Raw genomic sequence first — 17,577 nt, 5'->3', positions numbered from 1 at the left:
AACACACACACATGAAAAACATCCTCAAAACGGCCTTCGCCGCCCTCATCGCAGCCACAGCCGCCATCCTCCCCCTCTCCTCCTGCAGCCGGCAACAGGAAATCGTCATCTACTCCAACGCGGATGAAGAAGCCAAACTCGCCATGCAGGAAGCACTCGACCGTGCAGGATACGCCGGCCAATACATCCTCTCCTCCTTCAGCACCTCCGAACTCGGAGGCAAAATCATGGCCGAAGGCAAAAACACCGAAGCGGACATCATCACCGCCTCCACCTACTACCTCGAAAGCGCGCAGAAAGAACACGGCATGTACCGAACGCTCGAATTCCCCGTCGAAACCCTCACCCCGGCCAACCCGGAATTCGCCCCCGTCACCGGACAGGAAGGAGCCATCTTCATCAACACCCGCACACTCGCCGCCAACAACCTCCCCCGTCCCCAATCCCTCAAAGACCTCGCCCGCCCCGAATACAAAGGCCACATCTCCATCCCCAACCTCCGCAGCTCCTCCACCGCATGGCTCATGGTACAAGCCCTCGTCCATGCCTATGGGGAACAGGAAGCCACCCGCATCCTCAAAGAAATCGTCGCCAACGCCGGACCCCACCTTGAAAACTCCGGCTCCGCTCCGCTCAAAAAAGCACGCGCCGGAGAAGTCTCCATCGCCTTCGGACTCCGCCATCAGGCCGTTGCCGACAAAAAATCGGGCTTGCCCATCGACTACATCGACCCCACGGAAGGCAACTACATCCTCACCGAATCCATCGCCGTCGTCGACAAAGGAGACAAAACCAACCCCCTCGCCATGAAAATGGCCGAAATCATCGTCAAGGAAGGCCGCCAAGGCATCCGCAAAACCTACCCGGCCCCGCTCTACAAAGGAGAAACATCCACCGCCGACGCCCAATCGGACAACATCCGCACCTACCCCGAACCTCTCACCGTCGACCTCCTCAGAAAACACCAGAACCTCATGCCGCACTGATACGGCACACTCCGGCCTCCCTCTTCTACCCGAACCCCGCAGCCTTAAACCTGCGGGGTTTCTTCATCCACACGAGGCGCCGGAGGAGGCAGAAGAACGAATTTCAGAACAATCGATGCCAACACATACGGAATCGACGACAAAGCGACAGCAGCGATAGACATCACCAAACCAAGATTCCATGCAAAATCGCTCATTCGCGGCGAGAACCCCACGCGTGCCCAAAGCCAGTCCATACCCAAACCGAATCCCAAAGCAACAGCCTGCAGGCAAGTCGGCCCCGCAAACAGCATCCACAGCCATCCGGCCCTGTGGCGGCAGGCATCGCGGCGCAACTGCATCACCGCCGCCCACCAGCACAACAAACATGGCATCGCAAACAGCCAGCACAAACCGACACACGTCGCCGGCTCCCCCATATTCGGCAATGGCAAGCATGCGGAAACCACATACAAAACCAGCCAAACACCCCATAAATACCATCCCGACCGAGTCATGCCCATCATCCTACGCACTGCCCGGCAAACGGCAAGCTCCAAACAAACACATGACAAAAAACGCATTCGCCCCAGCATCCATCCGTCTAGCTCCATCAGATTCCCCGAAGGGAAATCGAAAGCAAACCTTGACACATCCTCCCCGGCGTGGCAGAGTCGCAAACAAGCACCCCCTTATGAACACCCGTTCCATCACCCTTGCAGCGGCCATTCTGACCGTTCTTGCACCCGTATTCCACGCATCGGCCGACGACAACCACCCCGCCGCTTCCACGCAAACCGCCGTCCCCCCCCTCACGGAACAACAACGCGAAGCCCTCCATACCGTCATTGAAGACGGAGCCTGCGCCGCCATCATCGCCTCCGGCGATGCGGAACTTCAGGAACGCCTCATGGGTGAAAACAATATCAACTACACCCAGCTCAAACTCGCAAGCATCGCCTCCCGGGCCATGGCCGGCTCTCCTGCAATAGCCATCCTGCCCCCCGCCCTTCGCGACACCTTCCGCCAAACAGCCGAAATCTCCGAACAGATCGCTGCCGCCTTTGAAAACAAACCCATCGACAACGAACGCATCACCGCCCTTGTCGAACAACTCAAGAAAGTAAACGACAGCCAGAAACAATACTGCAAACAGGCCGGAGCATTCGACATCGAACAAATGGCAGCCGCCATCTCCGCACGGCTCCTGAACGCCTTCCAAAACGAATTCGCCAAACCGGAAAACCGGGATGGCATCCGGGATTCCATCAAATACGATCGGGAAAAAAGAGAAGCCTACCTTCGCGACATGCTCAACCGCCTGCGGCAAAACATGCATGCGGAACAGCAACCGGCTCCCACGGCATCACCTGAAGAAAAACAGGCTATCTCCGACTTCCTCGACCGCACCTTCATCAACGCCAACCTCTCCATACTCCGCCACCCGGAACGCTGGCGGGACAAAAGCAAACACATGGACAACATCCTGCGATTGGCTCCCGACCCATCCACCCTCCCGAAGGAGCTGCGTCTTCAACTTGAGAAAGAACGGGAAACCTACCGAACCGTCGCCAACCTGCGCAACAAACAACGCCTCCATCGGCTCATCGCCACACTCCCCGCCATGCAGAACATCGGCTCCAACGACAGGCAGGCATTCCGGGAAAGCATGGATCAGGCAATGCAGCAAAGCCGCACCGTCCCAACCCTCATTCGCACACTCACCGGAGTCTCGCCCGAAGAACATCATGCCGGACTCCGCATGAAAATGATCGCCCAATCTCAGGAAAAAATGCCTGAAGCGCTCCGGCTTCTCAACCTCCCGCCGTTGCAGGGAAACACCATCGCAGCCTACATCCTCAAACTGCCCTTGAAAGAACAGGAACGCATCCAAACTACCGCCTGCATCATCGTCCTCGAAGACTGGCAAAAAAACGGCACCCCGAAATAACCTTCCATCCCATCCACTGCCATGAACTGCATACACCCCATCCTCGCCGCCGCACTCCTTGCATTCCCGCAATCCTACGCCGAAACCGAGCCTTCAGACAACCGCCCCGCGGCAGAACTCACCGCACCTCTTGATACAGGCCTCACGGCGGAACAGAAAAAAGCCCTGCACCACCTCTATGCGGCTGCCGCATTGTCCGAACTCACCTACTTAGACACTCTGTACAATCGCAATCCGGAGGAAGCATCCACCGAGGATCCCTCGATCTCCTACTACCCGCGTAACTACTTCCGCTTGCTGGCATCGCCATTCCAAGCCATCGCAGATTCCCCGGAATTGGCCAAACTTCCGCCCGAACTGAGCTCTCTCATACAGGAAGCCGGAAAACAGGCCCGCGAGGTCATCGAACTTCTGGAACGGCAACCTGTCGAAAAACCCCGCCTCGTCACGGCCGTCCAGGCCTTGGAACAAACGCGCAGCCGGATCAACGAACACCTCCTGCACCGGTACGGCATCAATGCCGAATGGCTGCGTGCCTGCACCTATCATCGGCTGAACCTGCTCCACAACAGCATCGCCTGGCCGAAAGGATTCGCCACATCAAGCCGTGATCTGGAAGATGAAAACCCGGATAGCGCAACAGCCCTTCAAATGGCCTATGATGCGCTTCGCGACGAACTGCCCCTCGACATCCCTCTGCACAGCGAACGGAGCCGCCACATCATTGAATACGAAGAGGTCAAGCAGCTGAACAGGGACATCTACTTCCTGAAAAACATGCATACACGTTGGCAACAGCACGCACAATATCGCATGGAATTGGAAACCATGCCGGACAGCAGCCGACTGCCGGAAGATCTTCAAACCATCATCGCCGAACAACGCACGCTCCTGCAAGCTCTGAGCAAACCGCGCAGAACTCCATACCTCATGCAACAAATCGTCGGAACATTCGGCAACAAACGATGGGCGGAAGAACGCATGGCCGAATGGGATCGCAACAAAAAACGGCTACTCACTCGCCGCGAAGAGTATCATCGAATGATCGAACAAAAAACAAAAGGTGAAGCAGGTGCCTACTATCAGTACACCGTGTACATCTCCGCCGCACTCCCGTTCCGTTACATCGACTCTGCCCGGAAAGCGTTGGACCTGCCTCCCGGCGACGCCGACCCGTATCGGTACCTTCTCTCCCTGCCGCCGAAACAGCAGGAACAGCTCAGCGAACGCGCCTGCCTCATGCTATGCGAAGAATGGCAGAAAAACGGCATCCCCCAATAAACCCACTTCTTCATGCTTACGACCCTTGCCGCACTGTATGCACTCGCATGGCCCATCCCGGCCATCACGACCGGCCAGCCCCAGCCCGCCGCTCTCCCCACAATCGTCGGGACTGCAGCCATCGAACCCATGACGGAATCGCAGAAACAGGCGATCAAAACCGTCATGCAGGATGCGGCAGCCGCGTCCCAACAAGCTGCCTTTCTCGATACGGAACTCTGCAACGACATCCTTGCAGAACAAATCCCAGCCCTGCTCCGTTTTCTGAACATCTACTGCCAGGGTTATCTCAACTCGCCTGCATTCTCTCAGCTGCCTGCGCCATTGCGCACATCCATCGAGCGGATGACCGCCCACGCCGCTCGCCTGCGCGACATCGCGCCGACGCGTGAACAACATCCCAAACAATACGCCGAGCTGTACCATGCTCTCATGCAGGAAAAGGACTTTCAGCAACAATATTGCCAAACAGCCGCCTCAATCGACTGGAACAGGGAAAACACCAGAAACACCTCACTCTTCAGATTCTACTACGTTGAATATCTCAGCCGGCCGGAAATCCGTCGACTCCTCGCATCCAAGGCATACAGAACGAAAGAAAAACAAAAAAAACTCCTCAACCGGGCCTTGCGCGACGCCCGATTCCGGCTCCGCAACGAACACGACACACCGGCACAATCCACCCCGGAAGAACAGGCAGCCATCATCCGCTACATCGGGCAGGCATACATCGCGAAAGAACTCGCCCGGCTGGAAGCTCCCGGAAAACCGGAAGAACAACCGGACATCGACACAAGCGGCCTTCCGCAGGACCTCCGCAACCAATTGGAGAACGACCAGACGGAACAACAAGGCTACTCATCGAAAACATCCCGCCTCATTCTGGAAAAAACAGGCATGTGCATGGAAGAACACATGGCGCTGCTCAAAACCCAACTATTCGACCTCCAGCCAACAAGAGAGGCGGAAGCACGCCGCCTCCTGAACCTCCCGGACGGCGATCCAGACGCAATCATCTACCGTCTCTCCCTGTCGGAAGAACAGAGAAAAAAACTCAGAAACGAAACTTCCAGACTCCTCCTGCAGGATTGGCGGCAAAACGGCATCCCCTCCCACCGGTAGCGCAACATCCAGCCCACCTCCCATGCCCTCCTTCTCCCTGACCAAAACCTACCTCGATTGCCAAACCGACAACGGAACGACTATCGTCTGCTACGCCTCGGTGCTGAGCCTCGGACACCTCAAATTCCGGCATGCCTCATGGCTGGAACTCCTGCCTGACGGCACATCCAAACGTCGGCAAACCTTCATCCGCGGCGCCATGCCCGAAAACACGGAACAGGGAAACATCCTCTGGCAATGCCGCAGCCTGCATGCTGCTGGAACCTGGCGCCCCGAACACCCCTCCCTGCCGCTCCAGCACCTCCACACCGAACGCGGGCTCACCACCGACTGGCATTGCCTCCAGCCGCGCAGCCGCGTCTCCCTCCGCCTCGAAAACCGCCACTACGAAGGCATCGGATATGCCGAACGCCTCCACATGACACTCCCTCCATGGAAACTCCCCATCGACACCCTCCACTGGGGCCGCTTCCTCGGAGACAAAGGCAGCACCATCATCTGGATCGTCTGGGAAGGACCCAGCCCCGTCACCCTGCTGTGGGACACGCAATGGCGGCACCATCCTGCCGGACTCCATGCCTCAGCCGACGGCTCCTCCCTCCGCACAGACACCCTCAGGCTTGACTTCGACCGCCGCCACATCCTGCGTGAAGGCGCCATCGGCTCCACCGTCCTCCGCACCTTCCCGGCACTGGCGAAAAAACTGCTTCCCCCCTCCATCCTTCACCTGCACGAATGCAAATGGGCCGGACGGGCCACGCTCACCACATCCTCCGGCACCGAACCCGGCCTGAGCATCCACGAAATCGTCCGCTTCTCCCCTCCCTCCGCATCATGACCGACACTCCCCGCCCCCAGCGCACCCTCCTGCACCGGCTCATCGCCAGCAGAACATTCTACGCCGCTTGCTTCTGCATCCTCCTGCCCCTCCTCATCGTCTGGGGATGCATCCGCCTCGAACCCTCCGTCACCCTCCCCCCTCTGCATCACCCGATCATCGGCACAGCCATGGCCACCCTCGCCCTCTCTGGCATGGCCGCCGCCATGCTAAACCTTAAAATACGGGGAGGCGGCCTCCCCATGAACGGCTTCCCGCCGCCCCGCTTCGTCGCCACCGGCATCTACCGCCTCGTACCGCATCCCATCTACACATGCAGCGTCATCCTCGCCGCCGGAGCCTCCGTTGCCACCGGTTCGGCGGCAGGACTCTACATCTTCACACCCCTCATCGCCCTCGGCTGTGCCGCCATCGTCTGGGGATACGAACGGCAGGACCTCATCCGCCGCTTCGGCACCAGCTCTCCACCCACATGGCTATCCCTGCCGCCTCCCGGCCATCGGCACAACACCCCCTTTGAACGACTCCGCGCCTTCCTCCTCCCCGCCATCGTCTGGACAGCCCTCTACTTCCTCGGCGGTCACATGATGCTCACCGAAGGCGCCCCCTCATGCCGCATCCTCGGAGAACAGGCAACCCCCGTCATCCAGCAGGCGGGCTGGATCTACGTCAGCATCTACCCTGTCCTCCTCCTCGTCATCCTCCTCCAGCACACCGACGCCCTCATGAGAAGCTTCGCCATCTCCGGCATCCTTGCCTGCGCTCTGGCATTCCTCCTCTACATCCTCTTCCCCCTCTCCTGCCCATTCCTCCCCTTCGAACCGACCACCGCCGGTGGCCGACTACTCGAATGGGAACGCTCCGTCGACCTCAACGGCGGCATCGCCTTCCCCTCCTACCATGCCCTCTGGGCCTTCCTCATGCTCGCTGCGCTCTGGCGGGCCGCACCCGGCAACCTCCCGCGCCTACTCATGCTCCTGTGGACACTCGCACTCTGCTGGAGCTGCGTCGCCACAGGCATGCACGGATGGATCGACATCATCGCCGCCGCTCTCCTCACCGCAGGCGTCCTCCTTCGCGCACCCATCCTTCGCAGCATCATCCGCCTCTCCGAATGCCTCGCCAACTCGTGGCACGCATGGCGCATCGGCCCCCTCCGCATCATCAACCACGCCATCTACACCTTCCTCGCCGCCGCCGGAGGCTACTACCTCGTCCTCGCACTGGCCGGGCCATCCTACCTCCTCGCATCCGGCATCGTCACCATCTGCTCACTCGCCGGAGCAGGCATCTGGGCCCAGCTCATCGAAGGCTCCTCCCAACTCCTCCGCCCCTTCGGCTACTATGGCGCCATCCTCGGCGGCATTGCGGGCATCCTCCTCATCGCCACGACCTCCCACCTTCTTCCCGAAAACGGCAACGACCCATGGATCATCTTCGGAGCCATGGCTGCCGCCGCACCCTGGATACAGGCCATCGGACGCATCCGCTGCATCGTACAGGGCTGCTGCCACGGCCGCCCCGTCCACACCTGCCATACCCACCTCGGACTCCGCCACACCAACCCCTCCTCACGCGTCTGTGCCCTCAGCCCCTACACCGGCATCCCCCTCCACGCTACGCCACTCTACTCCATCGCCTTCAACCTCCTCATCGGAACCATCCTCCTCCGGCTCTGGACAGCCTCCGCCTCCGTAGCACTCATCGCCGGACTCTACTTCGCCCTTGCCGGACTCTCCCGCTTCGTCGAAGAAGCCTACCGGGGAGAACCCCAAACGCGCCGCGCATGGGGACTCACCGAATACCAGTGGCTCGCCGTCGCCTTCATCCTGACCGCCTTCGTCATCTGGAGCCTTCCCGGAGGAACCACGCCCGCCCCGGCCCCCGACTGGCTGAACGCCACATACTGGCTCGCCCTCCCCGTCGGCCTCCTCTACGCCTTCGCCATGAGCATGGACTTCCCCAACTCCCATCGCCGCTACTCCCGCCTCACCGGATAGCTCATCTCCTCATCTCCTCATCTCGCCTGTCGACTGATCGTCTGAGGAGAACAGGCTTTTCCACCTTCGGACATGGCGACCAAATAAACGACGCTTCCTCTTTCTTAGCAGGATCCTTCATGACCAGCGAGAGTAAACCGCCCACAGCAGCCAAACAGGCGACTGTCAATCCCAAACGAAACAGAGCCATGATCCATCCTGCAACGGGTGGAGAAGCAACCGATTCGCGCTTCTCCACCTCCTGCATTCATCTTCAAACGCATACACATCTCCAAACATTGCATGAAAGATCCGCATCACACCGTCGCTTCCCAGATCATACTATCCTTATCGTACGGCACATCCGAACGGCGATCGCCGGGAACCTGCATATTCTTGTAAATCTCCTGCGTATTCGGCTCTGCAAAATTCATGCGGAACAGCTGAAAAATCGGTGAACCGCCTGCATCCCGCTTCTTCGGAGCATCGTCCAAATCCTCAATCAGCAGCACGAACCCGAAATAACCGCCCGGCACCTCCGAAATCAAAATCTCAATCGGATACGACTGCCCCTCCTTCACCTCGAACACATCGCCCGTACTGAGACCATCCAGATTATTATTCCAATCGCTCCCCGCCCCATTATACCTGAAAAACTGGCGCGGCTGCCCCTTGGAATCCTTCAACTCCGCACGATTCGCCGCATTGCCGCCCAGCATCTTCCCGGTCGCTACGCTCGACCAGCCGTAATCGAACACCGTCTTCCCATTGAACCGCACCGCCAGAGAATCGTCCCCCAGCCCCACAAAACGGAACCTGCCGGACTTGGGAGCCTTCACCTTCCCGCGGTAAATCGCCACCCACATACTCGCCTTCACCTTATCCTGCACCTTATAGGCATAGGGGGCCTCCTCCGCCTTGCAAATCGGCATATAAAAACAGGGAGCATACAGCTTTGTCGGCGCCTGATAGTACTTCGCCAGCATACTCTTATTCCAGCCGCTCGAATTGAACTCGCTCAGAACCTGCTTGCACAGCCCGGGACTCATCCCCGTCGGCGCACCGGAAGGCGTCTGCTTCAAATCGTAAAACGTACCTTCCAGTGCCGAACCGCCGCCGTCTGGATCCTCTGTACCGAGCGGATGATCCCCGGGGCCGGAATCGCCGAACTGCGTCAGCCCCGGCCCAATACCGGTCCCGAACACTGGAGACATCCCGAAATCCATCTGATCCGTCACGATATCCACGGGATTAATCTGAACGGAACCCGCCGTCACGGCAACCACCACCGGAGGAGCCACCTGTGAGGCCATACTGGCGCGCGACACCGTCTTCCGGACCATCTTGGGTGTCTCGGCGGGCCTCGCATCCTCCGTATGGAAGAAACCATCTCGTTTGGCGGGCCCTTCGCTTTCGACAAACAGCCTGACCATCAGAAACAACGTCACACCGCCAAGAAAACAGCACAGCAGCGACACCGCCACAGCCGACATCCTGTTGCGGCGCGCTGTCCTCTTCAGTTCGACCTCGGCTTCGGGAGTAATGGAAATATGAATAGCCATATGATTAATTCGTGTTGGAGTTGATAACAAATATTGTTGACAGATAAATCATGCATCCCTAAACCCGAATAAGCGAGACAAAGAGGTGTAACAGAACTGTAACAACAATCACAGCAGCGTCTCATCGCCCGCCGCACCTTGGCTGGGCACAAACCAAAAACCGCCCCGGGCAACATGCCCGGGGCGGCCGATCCATCCAACAAACCACTCAGGGAACAGCTCTCCAGATCAAGCTATCGGCATCATAGGGCACATGCGACCTCCTGTCACCGGGCACATTCATTCGTTCGTACAACTCCTCCGTCGAAGGAAGAGCAAAATTCGTACGGAACAACTGGAAAATCGGGGAACCCGTCGCATCACGCCCCTTCGGAGCATCGTCCAAATCCTCGATCAGCAACACGAACCCGAAATACCCGCCCGGAATCTCCGACACCAACACCTCCACCGGATACGTCTTCCCGGCCTCCACCGCAAACACATCTCCCGAACACAAACCATCCAAATTCCCGTTCCAATCCGGCCCGGCGCCCGCATAACGGAAAAACTCGCGTGGCTTCCCCCGATCATCCCGCAGCGCAGCACGAACAGCGTGCTTATCCGCTCCGCCCGTCATCTGACCGGAAGACAAATTCTCCCAGCCGTAATCGAACACCGTCCTCCCGTTGAACCGCACCGCAAGGGCATCGTCTCCCAGCCCGACAAAACGGAACCTCCCGCTCTTCGGAGCAACCACCTTCCCGCGGTACACCGCCACCCACTGACTGGCCTTCACACGATCCTGCACCCCGTAGGCAAACGGAGCCTCCTCCGCCTTGCAAATCGGCAGGTAGAAACACGAAGCATACAACTTCGTCGGAGCCTTGTAAAACCTCGCCAGCACCCCGGCATTCCACCCCTTATTCACGAACTCGCCCAGCGTCTTCTTGCACAGCGCGGGAGACATCCCCGTCTCCGCACCGGAAACCGTCTGCTTCAAATCGTAAAACGTTCCCTCCAAAGCCGAGGCTGTCTCAATCTCTTCCGTAGTCGAAAACACATCGCCGATCACCGTCGAACGCACCGGATGAAAACCGATACCTTCCAGCCCCGGCCCCGTACCTACATTCACGGACAGTCCCAGTCGAGCATCCTCCGTCGGCTCGTCCACAGACGGAAGCACAACGGGCGACAAAGCATCCGGCAAAACAAGATTCAACGCAGAATCCGGAGAAGAATCGTCCACAGTCGGTCGGGGCCGAAGCATCTCGGGACGCTTCAACGGAGCGGCGACCTCATCGGTCTCCCAATAATCGGACTGAAACATCATCTCCGGAGCATCGGCAAACAGCCGCACTGTCAGATACAAAGTCACTCCGCCCAGCGCACAGCAAAGGCAGGACACACACAAGGCGGACACCTTGTCGCGGCAGGCCGACTTCTTCAACTCGGCCTCGGCTTCCGGTAAAATAGCAACATGAAGGGACATAATTTTATAGATTGGTTAAGGTTGAACATGGTTAATTGACAAAACCATTACTATCCCCTTCCCCACCAAAAAGCGAGACAAAGCCGTGCAACAGAAGCGTCTCAACTGTTACAGAATCATCTCATCCCTACTCCGGCAAGCCCTTGCCGCGTTGCACTTCTTTCTGCTCCTATCACCCGGAAAGCCGGATCTTGACAACCCGGCCCTGCCAACCTACCATCAAACAGACACATCCCCTCATGCCTGCTCCTCCCCTGCACTCATCGCAACCCGCCTACTACACCATCGGCTACTACCTTGCCGAATGCGGACACCTGCCAGACTACCACCCACAGGCCCCCGGTCGCCTGCTCACAGCCAGCCACTGCTTCTGCCGCCTGCATCCCGACCTCATCGCGTGCTACTGGAACGGCTGGGAAACGAAGAAAGAACCCTACCAGCAGAAAACCGGCCTCTCTGACGAAGCTCTTGCCTCCCTGTCGCAGCACCTGAGCACCATGGAAATCGACAGCGATTCCCGCTTCGAACGCCGCGCGGATGCACAGCACATCCGACAAACATACTTTACCCAAAGAAACGACATCCACCTCATCTCCATCTCTCTGACCGCCCCCTACCGGGACAAACTCTCCCCGCACGGTCCCGCCAACCACATCACCAAAACTCTCTGTACTCAAAAACTCGACGGAGGACGCCACCTCGGCAACGACATCCTCGGCTGGGACATCGGCAGCTTCCACACCTACCTGTGCAACGGACTCGAACAGGACATCGCGGCAATCCACCCTCTCCGGCTCAACACATGGGGCTTGATCGACAATCCTTACGAAGAAGTGGAAACATACGCCGAACTCATCCAAAATCAAGGAGAACCCGTCATCTGGCTCCCCGTCGCCGTCCATCTGCACGATGCCGGATACCCGGCGGAAACGTAAAACCACCCATACCAGCCTCCCGCCTCCTCTATACAGCCACGAACACCTGGCACGGGCCGCCACCCCTGACCGCATACACAACAAAAGCAGGAGCCTCTTGAAGAGACTCCTGCCTTCTGGAAGTGAATCAGTCAATCGGACCTTCTCTTACAGCACCTCGGGTGCCAGAGAAACGATCTTCATGAATTGCTTTTCGCGGAGTTCACGGGCCACCGGTCCGAAGATACGGGTGCCGCGCGGATTGTTGTCCTTGTCGATGATGACAACGGCGTTGCCATCGAAACGGAGGACGGAGCCGTCATCGCGGCGGATCGGAGCAGCCGTACGAACGACGACGGCCTTCACCACGCTGCCCTTCTTCACGGCAGCAGTGGGGATCGATTCACGGATGTGGCAGGTAATGATATCGCCAATGTGCGCCTGACGCGTACGCTTGCCGATCACGCCAATCATCTTGGCGGAACGGGCGCCCGTATTATCGGCGACCTGGACGAGGGATTCCATCTGGAGCATGTTACAATAACCTTTCTATTTGATAATCAGATTAGTGGTTAATCACTTCCACCAGCTCCCAGCGCTTGAGGCGGGAGAGGGGACGAGTTTCCACGATGCGGACCTTATCGCCGACTTTGGCAGTATCATTCTCGTCGTGTGCGTAGAATTTCTTGCTCTTCTTGACAATCTTCTTGAACTTCGGATGGGGGACGCGAGCCACGTATTCCACAACGATGGTCTTGTCCATCTTGGTGGAGGTCACGACACCAACGCGAGTCTTACGAAGGCCTTGGGGCTTTGTAGTAGTATTTTCGCTCATTTTGGTTGATTCCTTGGTTCTTATTGAGCAGCGGCTTCACCTTGGACGGTGAGGGCGCAAGCAAGTTCCTTGCGGACGATACGAAGGCGTTGATTATTTTCAAGCTGGCCGGTGGCCTGCTGAATGCGGAGGTTGAAGTATTCTTCGCGAAGGCTGCGGATATGGGCGGAGAGCTCATTGGCCGACATCCCGCGGAAGTCTTTGGCTTTCTTCTTAGGCATGATTCTGAATGGCGGTTGCAATTAGGCCATGGCGGCGACGCCTTGGCGATAGACGAAACGTGTGGAGATACCAAGCTTGTTGGAGGCGAGGCGAAGAGCTTCGCGAGCCTGGGATTCCGTCACACCGGCAACTTCAAACATGATGTTCCCGGGGCGAACGACAGCCACCCAGCCTTCCACGGCACCCTTACCCTTACCCATACGGGTATCCGGCGGACGCTGCGTGAAGGACTTCTGCGGGAAGATGCGGATGAAAACCTTCCCTTTACGGCGAAGGTAACGGTTGATGGCGATACGGCAGGCTTCAATCTGGTTGTTGGTTACCCAGCCGCGGTCGAGGGATTGAAGACCGAAGTCACCGAAAGCAACGGACGTACCGCTGGTGGCATTGCCGGAACGGCTGCCGCGGTGCATCTTGCGATGCTTGACGCGTTTTGGCATTAAAGGCATAGTATATTCCTCCTAGTATTTATTTGTTAATAAATTGATCAGGCATTATTGCGGGGTTCGCGCTCACGACGGGGTCCGCGGGGTCCGCGGTTGTCGCGATTGTTCGGACGACCGGAAGGAGCGGCATTCGCCACTTCGGGACGCTTGTTCACCCAGCACTTGATACCGATGATACCATAAAGAGTGCGAGCTTCGGCAAAACCGTAGTTGATCGGCACGCGGAGAGTCTGCAACGGCACTTTGCCTTCGCGGTACCATTCGGCACGGGCGATGTCGGCACCGCCGAGACGGCCGGCACAACGGATACGGATACCTTCGGCACCGAAATCCATGGCCACCTGCACGGCGCGCTTCATGGCGCGGCGGAAGGAAACGCGGCGTTCGAGCTGCGTTGCGACGTTTTCTGCGATAAGCTGTGCGTCGAGTTCCGGCTGGCGGATTTCAACGATGTCGATCTTCACCTGCGTAGCTGCGCCGCAGATCTTCTTGAGATCTTCCGTCATCTGTTCGATGAGCTCGCCCTTGCGGCCGATCACCAGACCCGGACGGGCGGTGTGAACCGTAATACGGACGCTGTTCCATGCACGCTCGATCACGATGTTGGAGACGGCGGCGGTCTTCAGGCGTTCCTTGATGCACTGGCGCATCTGAAGGTCTTCATGAAGCTTGGTGGCGTAGTCTTTGCCCGTGGCATACCACTTCGAAGCCCAGTCTTTGCTGACGGCGAGGCGGAAGCCGATAGGATTTACTTTATGACCCATGATTCTTGATTCTTGTAGGTGAGACGTTGATTAGGCTTCCTTGGAGGCCAGGACGACAGTAATGTGCGAGGTGCGCTTGCGGATCATATTGGCAGACCCACGGGCACGAGGCATCGTGCGGCGTTGAGTCGGGCCTTCATCCACCATGACAGACTTCACGAAGAGGCTGTCGGCGGCGAGTTCCTTATTGTTCTCGGCGTTGGCAACAGCAGACTTGAGAGCCTTGTTGAGCAGGTAGGCACCCTTCTTCGGGGTGTAACTCAGGGTGTCCGTCGCCTGGGAGACGGTCATGCCCTGGACGGCGCGTGCTACGTCGCGCATCTTCTTCGCAGAGATTCGCGCGTATTTGTAAACAGCTTTCACTTCCATGTTTTTGCTTGTTTTAATGTTAAAGAGTATTATTCGTTTGTTTTGACCGTTGCGCGGTCTCCAACGGCAACCATGAGAGCCGGATTCAGAAGCTTCAGGATAAGCACCCCGGCGACTTCCTTGCGGACGTCCGTCACGATCGTATTGGCGAGGATCTGGTCGCCGCGGGAAATCTCCACCGGCATACCGACTCTCAACCCTCCTTCACGCCCCACATTGACCACCACGAGACCGGAATCGGAATCGATGCTCAACACGGAAGCATTGTCGAGGGTACCCGCGAAATCGCGAGCCGGCGACTGGCGGAAACCCAGCGCCACATCCGTTTCCCTCAGGGCGGATTCCACAGCGGAGCGCGCTGCGGGATCGTCCGTCAGCGCCTGGCTCATGTAGGCGATCACGGCGCTGGAGAGTTTGACGGAGGCTTTCTTGAGAATATCCAGTTCCTCGTTGGCAGCTTCCAGATTGCCCATGGCGTCGATGAGACGCTGCTCGCTGTCGCCGAGGGCGGAACCTCCGAGCGCTTCAAGGCGCTTGCGGATTTCCTGGAGTTTGCCTTCGGCACGGTCAGCATCCTGCCGTGCCTGGATGTAGGAGGTTTTGAGCGTCGTATTCTGTTTTTCGAGACGCTCGATCTTGCGCAACAGATCAGCCCTGCTCTCATCCCCCTGGACAAAGCCTGCTCCCAGCACCACCGCAGCAAGAGCCGCAGAAGCGTATGAGCAGAGTCTGGAGGATGAGGAGAGCATGATAGAGTCTTGTTATGTGGTCCGGATTACTTCTTGCCGATACCGCCGTGCTGCTTGAAGGTGCGCGTCGGAGCGAATTCACCAAGCTTGTGGCCGACCATGTTTTCCGTAACGTACACGGTGGCAAAAGATTTGCCGTTGTGTACGAGGAAGGTGAGACCGACGAAGTCGGGGGTCACCATCGAGGCGCGGCTCCATGTCTTGATCGGCTTGCGGTCACCCGTTTCGATCTGAACATCGATCTTCGCCAGGAGCTTTTGGCTCACAAAGGGTCCTTTTTTGAGGGAACGTCCCATGATATGTACTCTGGTTTGATTTGGTTACGTTAAATTACTTGGACTTGCGGCGCTGCACGATGAAGGCGTCGCTCGGCTTGCGGAGGCGGCGGGTCTTCTGGCCCTTCACATGACCCCACGGGGAGGAAAGGTGCTGGCGGCCACCACCGGACTTGGATTTGCCTTCACCACCACCGTTGGGGTGATCGACCGGGTTCATACACATACCGCGGACAGTCGGGCGGATGCCGAGCCAGCGCGTACGTCCAGCCTTGCCGGAAGTTTCGTTCATGTGCTGCGTATTGCCGACCTGGCCGACCGTGCAGAAGCAGTTTTCATTGAACTTGCGGATTTCGCCGGAGGGCATCTTCACAAGAGCGAAGCCGCCTTCACGGTTGGAAAGAATGGCCTGCTGGCCGGCGGAACGGGCAATCTTGCCACCGGAACCCGGGCGGATTTCGATGTTGTGCACAGCCGTACCGAGGGGCACGCTCTTCAGAGGCATCGCATTACCGACCTTGGGAGCAACCTTTTCGCCGCTTTCCACCGTAGCGCCGACAGCAAGGCCGACGGGAGCAAGGATGTAGGACTTTTCGCCGTCCTTATACTGGATCAGGGCGATGCGGCAGGTGCGGTTCGGATCGTATTCCACGGCGAGAACCGTAGCAGGCACATTGCGCTTGCCGCGAAGGAAATCCACGAGGCGGTAATGGCGCTTGTGACCGCCGCCAATGTGGCGGGTCGTGATACGGCCGTTATTGTTGCGGCCGCCGGACTTGCGCAGGGGAGCGAGAAGGCTCTTTTCGGGAGTGGACTTCGTGATCTCGTCGAAGGACGGCAGCACCTTGTAGCGATTGGCCGGAGTGGTAGGCTTGAATGACTTAAGGGACATGATAGCTTACTGTATTAGGGGTTCTACTTAGACGAGGTCGAGGGACTGACCGTCGGCAAGACGCACGTAGGCCTTCTTCCAATGCGGGGCGCGGCCTGCATCGGAGCGGCGGCGGCGGCGTTCCTTGCCGTCGTAGTTGGCCGTGCGAACGGAAACGACCTTCTTGTCGAATGCACGTTCAATGGCTTGCTTGATTTCGATCTTGTTGGCGTCCCGCTCAACTTCAAAGACGATTTCGCCTGTCGTTTCGTGCAGCACCGTAGCCTTTTCGCTGATGCGCACCTTCTTGATGATTTGGTAAATGTCTTTCATGTTCTTAGGCCGTGCGGCTGGCGAGAGTTTCAAAAGAGGTTTCCACGAGAATCACCTTCCCGGCATGGAGAAGCTGTTCGACGTTCACTTCGGCAGCCGTCATCAGGAGGACTTCCTGCACGTTACGGCCTGCGAGCTTCGTCTTTTCGTCGAAGGATTCGGCGACGACGAGCACTTTCTTGCTGTCGGTGAGAGCGGAGACTGCGGCGATGAAGCTCTTGGTCTTGCCGTCTTCCACGGCGAAAGCGGGAACCGTCACGACCTTGTCACCGGCGATGATATCGCCGAGCACGCGGCGAAGAGCCAGGCGGCGGGTCGTCTTGTTCACTTTCTTGGTGTAGTCGCAGGGGCGGGGACCGAAGACCACGCCGCCGCCCACCATGATGGGAGCGCGCTTGTCGCCATGACGGGCATTACCCGTACCCTTCTGGCGGAAGATCTTCTTGTTGTTACCGCTCACTTCGCCACGCGTCTTCGTGTTGGCGGAACCTGTGCGGCGGTTGGCCTGGTAGGCGACCACGAGGTCGTGTACGGCCTGCGAACCCTTGTCGCTACCAACCGTCTTGATGTTGGCGGCAGCGGCTGCTTCTAATGTAAAGTTCTTTGCGGACATAGATAGGTTTTCCTAAGTTC

Annotated in this window: 21 protein-coding genes; 7 read left to right on the top strand and 14 right to left on the bottom strand. The window is 58.2% G+C overall.

The window, feature by feature from the left end; all coding sequences use genetic code 11:
• The first annotated feature begins 11 nt into the window (after window positions 1-11).
• Window positions 12-986, top strand: a complete 975-nt coding sequence (locus AC781_RS14210) for an extracellular solute-binding protein (RefSeq protein ID WP_067774766.1) — start codon at window positions 12-14, stop codon at window positions 984-986.
• A gap of 44 nt (window positions 987-1,030) precedes the next feature.
• Here the strand turns inward: AC781_RS14210 and AC781_RS05550 are convergent, their stop codons facing one another.
• The gene (locus AC781_RS05550; RefSeq protein ID WP_141675774.1) at window positions 1,031-1,360 is read right to left on the bottom strand and encodes a hypothetical protein; all 330 of its coding nucleotides are present in this window, start codon (window positions 1,358-1,360) and stop codon (window positions 1,031-1,033) included.
• A 299-nt stretch (window positions 1,361-1,659) separates the two neighbouring features.
• Here AC781_RS05550 and AC781_RS05545 point away from each other — a divergent pair, with 299 nt between their 5' ends.
• The 5 genes from AC781_RS05545 to AC781_RS05525 are packed head-to-tail and all read left to right on the top strand — an operon-like array spanning window position 1,660 to window position 8,157.
• Window positions 1,660-2,916, top strand: a complete 1,257-nt coding sequence (locus AC781_RS05545; protein WP_067774758.1) for a hypothetical protein — start codon at window positions 1,660-1,662, stop codon at window positions 2,914-2,916.
• Between the two features lie 21 nt (window positions 2,917-2,937).
• Entirely contained in the window at window positions 2,938-4,197 is a 1,260-nt protein-coding gene (locus AC781_RS05540; RefSeq protein WP_067774755.1) for a hypothetical protein, read from the top strand.
• A 12-nt stretch (window positions 4,198-4,209) separates the two neighbouring features.
• Window positions 4,210-5,319, top strand: coding sequence for a hypothetical protein (locus AC781_RS05535; RefSeq protein ID WP_067774752.1), 1,110 nt, complete (start codon window positions 4,210-4,212; stop codon window positions 5,317-5,319).
• Between the two features lie 22 nt (window positions 5,320-5,341).
• Window positions 5,342-6,157: a hypothetical protein gene (locus tag AC781_RS05530; protein WP_067774749.1), complete on the top strand. Its 816-nt coding sequence runs from the start codon at window positions 5,342-5,344 to the stop codon at window positions 6,155-6,157.
• Window positions 6,154-8,157, top strand: coding sequence for a prolipoprotein diacylglyceryl transferase family protein (locus AC781_RS05525; protein ID WP_067774746.1), 2,004 nt, complete (start codon window positions 6,154-6,156; stop codon window positions 8,155-8,157). The genes AC781_RS05530 and AC781_RS05525 overlap by 4 nt, the downstream gene beginning before the upstream one ends.
• Window positions 8,158-8,453: 296 nt before the next feature.
• Here the strand turns inward: AC781_RS05525 and AC781_RS05515 are convergent, their stop codons facing one another.
• Together AC781_RS05515 and AC781_RS05510 are read right to left on the bottom strand one after the other, a co-directional pair.
• Entirely contained in the window at window positions 8,454-9,698 is a 1,245-nt protein-coding gene (locus tag AC781_RS05515; RefSeq protein WP_067774740.1) for a PA14 domain-containing protein, read from the bottom strand.
• A 208-nt stretch (window positions 9,699-9,906) separates the two neighbouring features.
• On the bottom strand, window positions 9,907-11,166 hold the full coding sequence (locus AC781_RS05510; RefSeq protein ID WP_067774737.1) for a hypothetical protein: 1,260 nt from the start codon (window positions 11,164-11,166) through the stop codon (window positions 9,907-9,909).
• A gap of 239 nt (window positions 11,167-11,405) precedes the next feature.
• On the opposite strand from AC781_RS05510, the gene AC781_RS05505 reads away from it, so the two are divergent.
• The gene (locus AC781_RS05505; protein ID WP_067774734.1) at window positions 11,406-12,101 is read left to right on the top strand and encodes a hypothetical protein; all 696 of its coding nucleotides are present in this window, start codon (window positions 11,406-11,408) and stop codon (window positions 12,099-12,101) included.
• Between the two features lie 147 nt (window positions 12,102-12,248).
• On the opposite strand, the gene rplN is transcribed toward AC781_RS05505, so the two are convergent.
• Genes rplN through rplD form a run of 11 tightly spaced genes read right to left on the bottom strand, consistent with a single transcriptional unit; the run spans window position 12,249 to window position 17,557 of the window.
• Window positions 12,249-12,614 carry a 50S ribosomal protein L14 gene (gene rplN, locus AC781_RS05500; protein WP_067774731.1) on the bottom strand — a complete coding sequence of 122 codons (366 nt, stop codon included), beginning with the start codon at window positions 12,612-12,614 and terminating at the stop codon, window positions 12,249-12,251.
• Window positions 12,615-12,645: 31 nt separating this feature from the next.
• Window positions 12,646-12,915 (bottom strand): 30S ribosomal protein S17, encoded by a 270-nt coding sequence (gene rpsQ / locus AC781_RS05495; RefSeq protein ID WP_067774727.1) that lies wholly within the window; start codon window positions 12,913-12,915, stop codon window positions 12,646-12,648.
• A gap of 20 nt (window positions 12,916-12,935) precedes the next feature.
• Complete coding sequence (gene rpmC / locus AC781_RS05490) at window positions 12,936-13,136, bottom strand: 50S ribosomal protein L29 (protein ID WP_067774724.1); 201 nt, start codon at window positions 13,134-13,136, stop codon at window positions 12,936-12,938.
• 21 nt (window positions 13,137-13,157) lie between these two features.
• Window positions 13,158-13,586 (bottom strand): 50S ribosomal protein L16, encoded by a 429-nt coding sequence (gene rplP, locus AC781_RS05485; protein WP_067774721.1) that lies wholly within the window; start codon window positions 13,584-13,586, stop codon window positions 13,158-13,160.
• A 38-nt stretch (window positions 13,587-13,624) separates the two neighbouring features.
• A complete protein-coding gene (gene rpsC, locus AC781_RS05480) occupies window positions 13,625-14,347 on the bottom strand; it encodes a 30S ribosomal protein S3 (protein ID WP_067774718.1) in 723 nt (240 codons plus the stop codon).
• Window positions 14,348-14,377: 30 nt separating this feature from the next.
• Window positions 14,378-14,716 (bottom strand): 50S ribosomal protein L22, encoded by a 339-nt coding sequence (gene rplV / locus AC781_RS05475; RefSeq protein WP_067774715.1) that lies wholly within the window; start codon window positions 14,714-14,716, stop codon window positions 14,378-14,380.
• A 29-nt stretch (window positions 14,717-14,745) separates the two neighbouring features.
• Window positions 14,746-15,465, bottom strand: a complete 720-nt coding sequence (locus tag AC781_RS05470) for a hypothetical protein (protein WP_071133285.1) — start codon at window positions 15,463-15,465, stop codon at window positions 14,746-14,748.
• A 26-nt stretch (window positions 15,466-15,491) separates the two neighbouring features.
• Window positions 15,492-15,761, bottom strand: coding sequence for a 30S ribosomal protein S19 (rpsS, locus tag AC781_RS05465; RefSeq protein WP_067774709.1), 270 nt, complete (start codon window positions 15,759-15,761; stop codon window positions 15,492-15,494).
• A 34-nt stretch (window positions 15,762-15,795) separates the two neighbouring features.
• Window positions 15,796-16,632, bottom strand: coding sequence for a 50S ribosomal protein L2 (gene rplB / locus AC781_RS05460; RefSeq protein WP_067774706.1), 837 nt, complete (start codon window positions 16,630-16,632; stop codon window positions 15,796-15,798).
• Between the two features lie 27 nt (window positions 16,633-16,659).
• Window positions 16,660-16,944, bottom strand: a complete 285-nt coding sequence (gene rplW / locus AC781_RS05455; RefSeq protein WP_067774704.1) for a 50S ribosomal protein L23 — start codon at window positions 16,942-16,944, stop codon at window positions 16,660-16,662.
• A gap of 4 nt (window positions 16,945-16,948) precedes the next feature.
• The gene (gene rplD, locus AC781_RS05450) at window positions 16,949-17,557 is read right to left on the bottom strand and encodes a 50S ribosomal protein L4 (RefSeq protein WP_067774701.1); all 609 of its coding nucleotides are present in this window, start codon (window positions 17,555-17,557) and stop codon (window positions 16,949-16,951) included.
• Window positions 17,558-17,577: the final 20 nt, after the last annotated feature.

It is taken from the genome of Neoakkermansia glycaniphila, assembly GCF_001683795.1.
Taxonomy (GTDB): domain Bacteria; phylum Verrucomicrobiota; class Verrucomicrobiia; order Verrucomicrobiales; family Akkermansiaceae; genus Akkermansia; species Akkermansia glycaniphila.
Note: the sequence above shows the minus strand (reverse complement) of the source record. Positions and strands in the feature narration are given on the sequence as shown.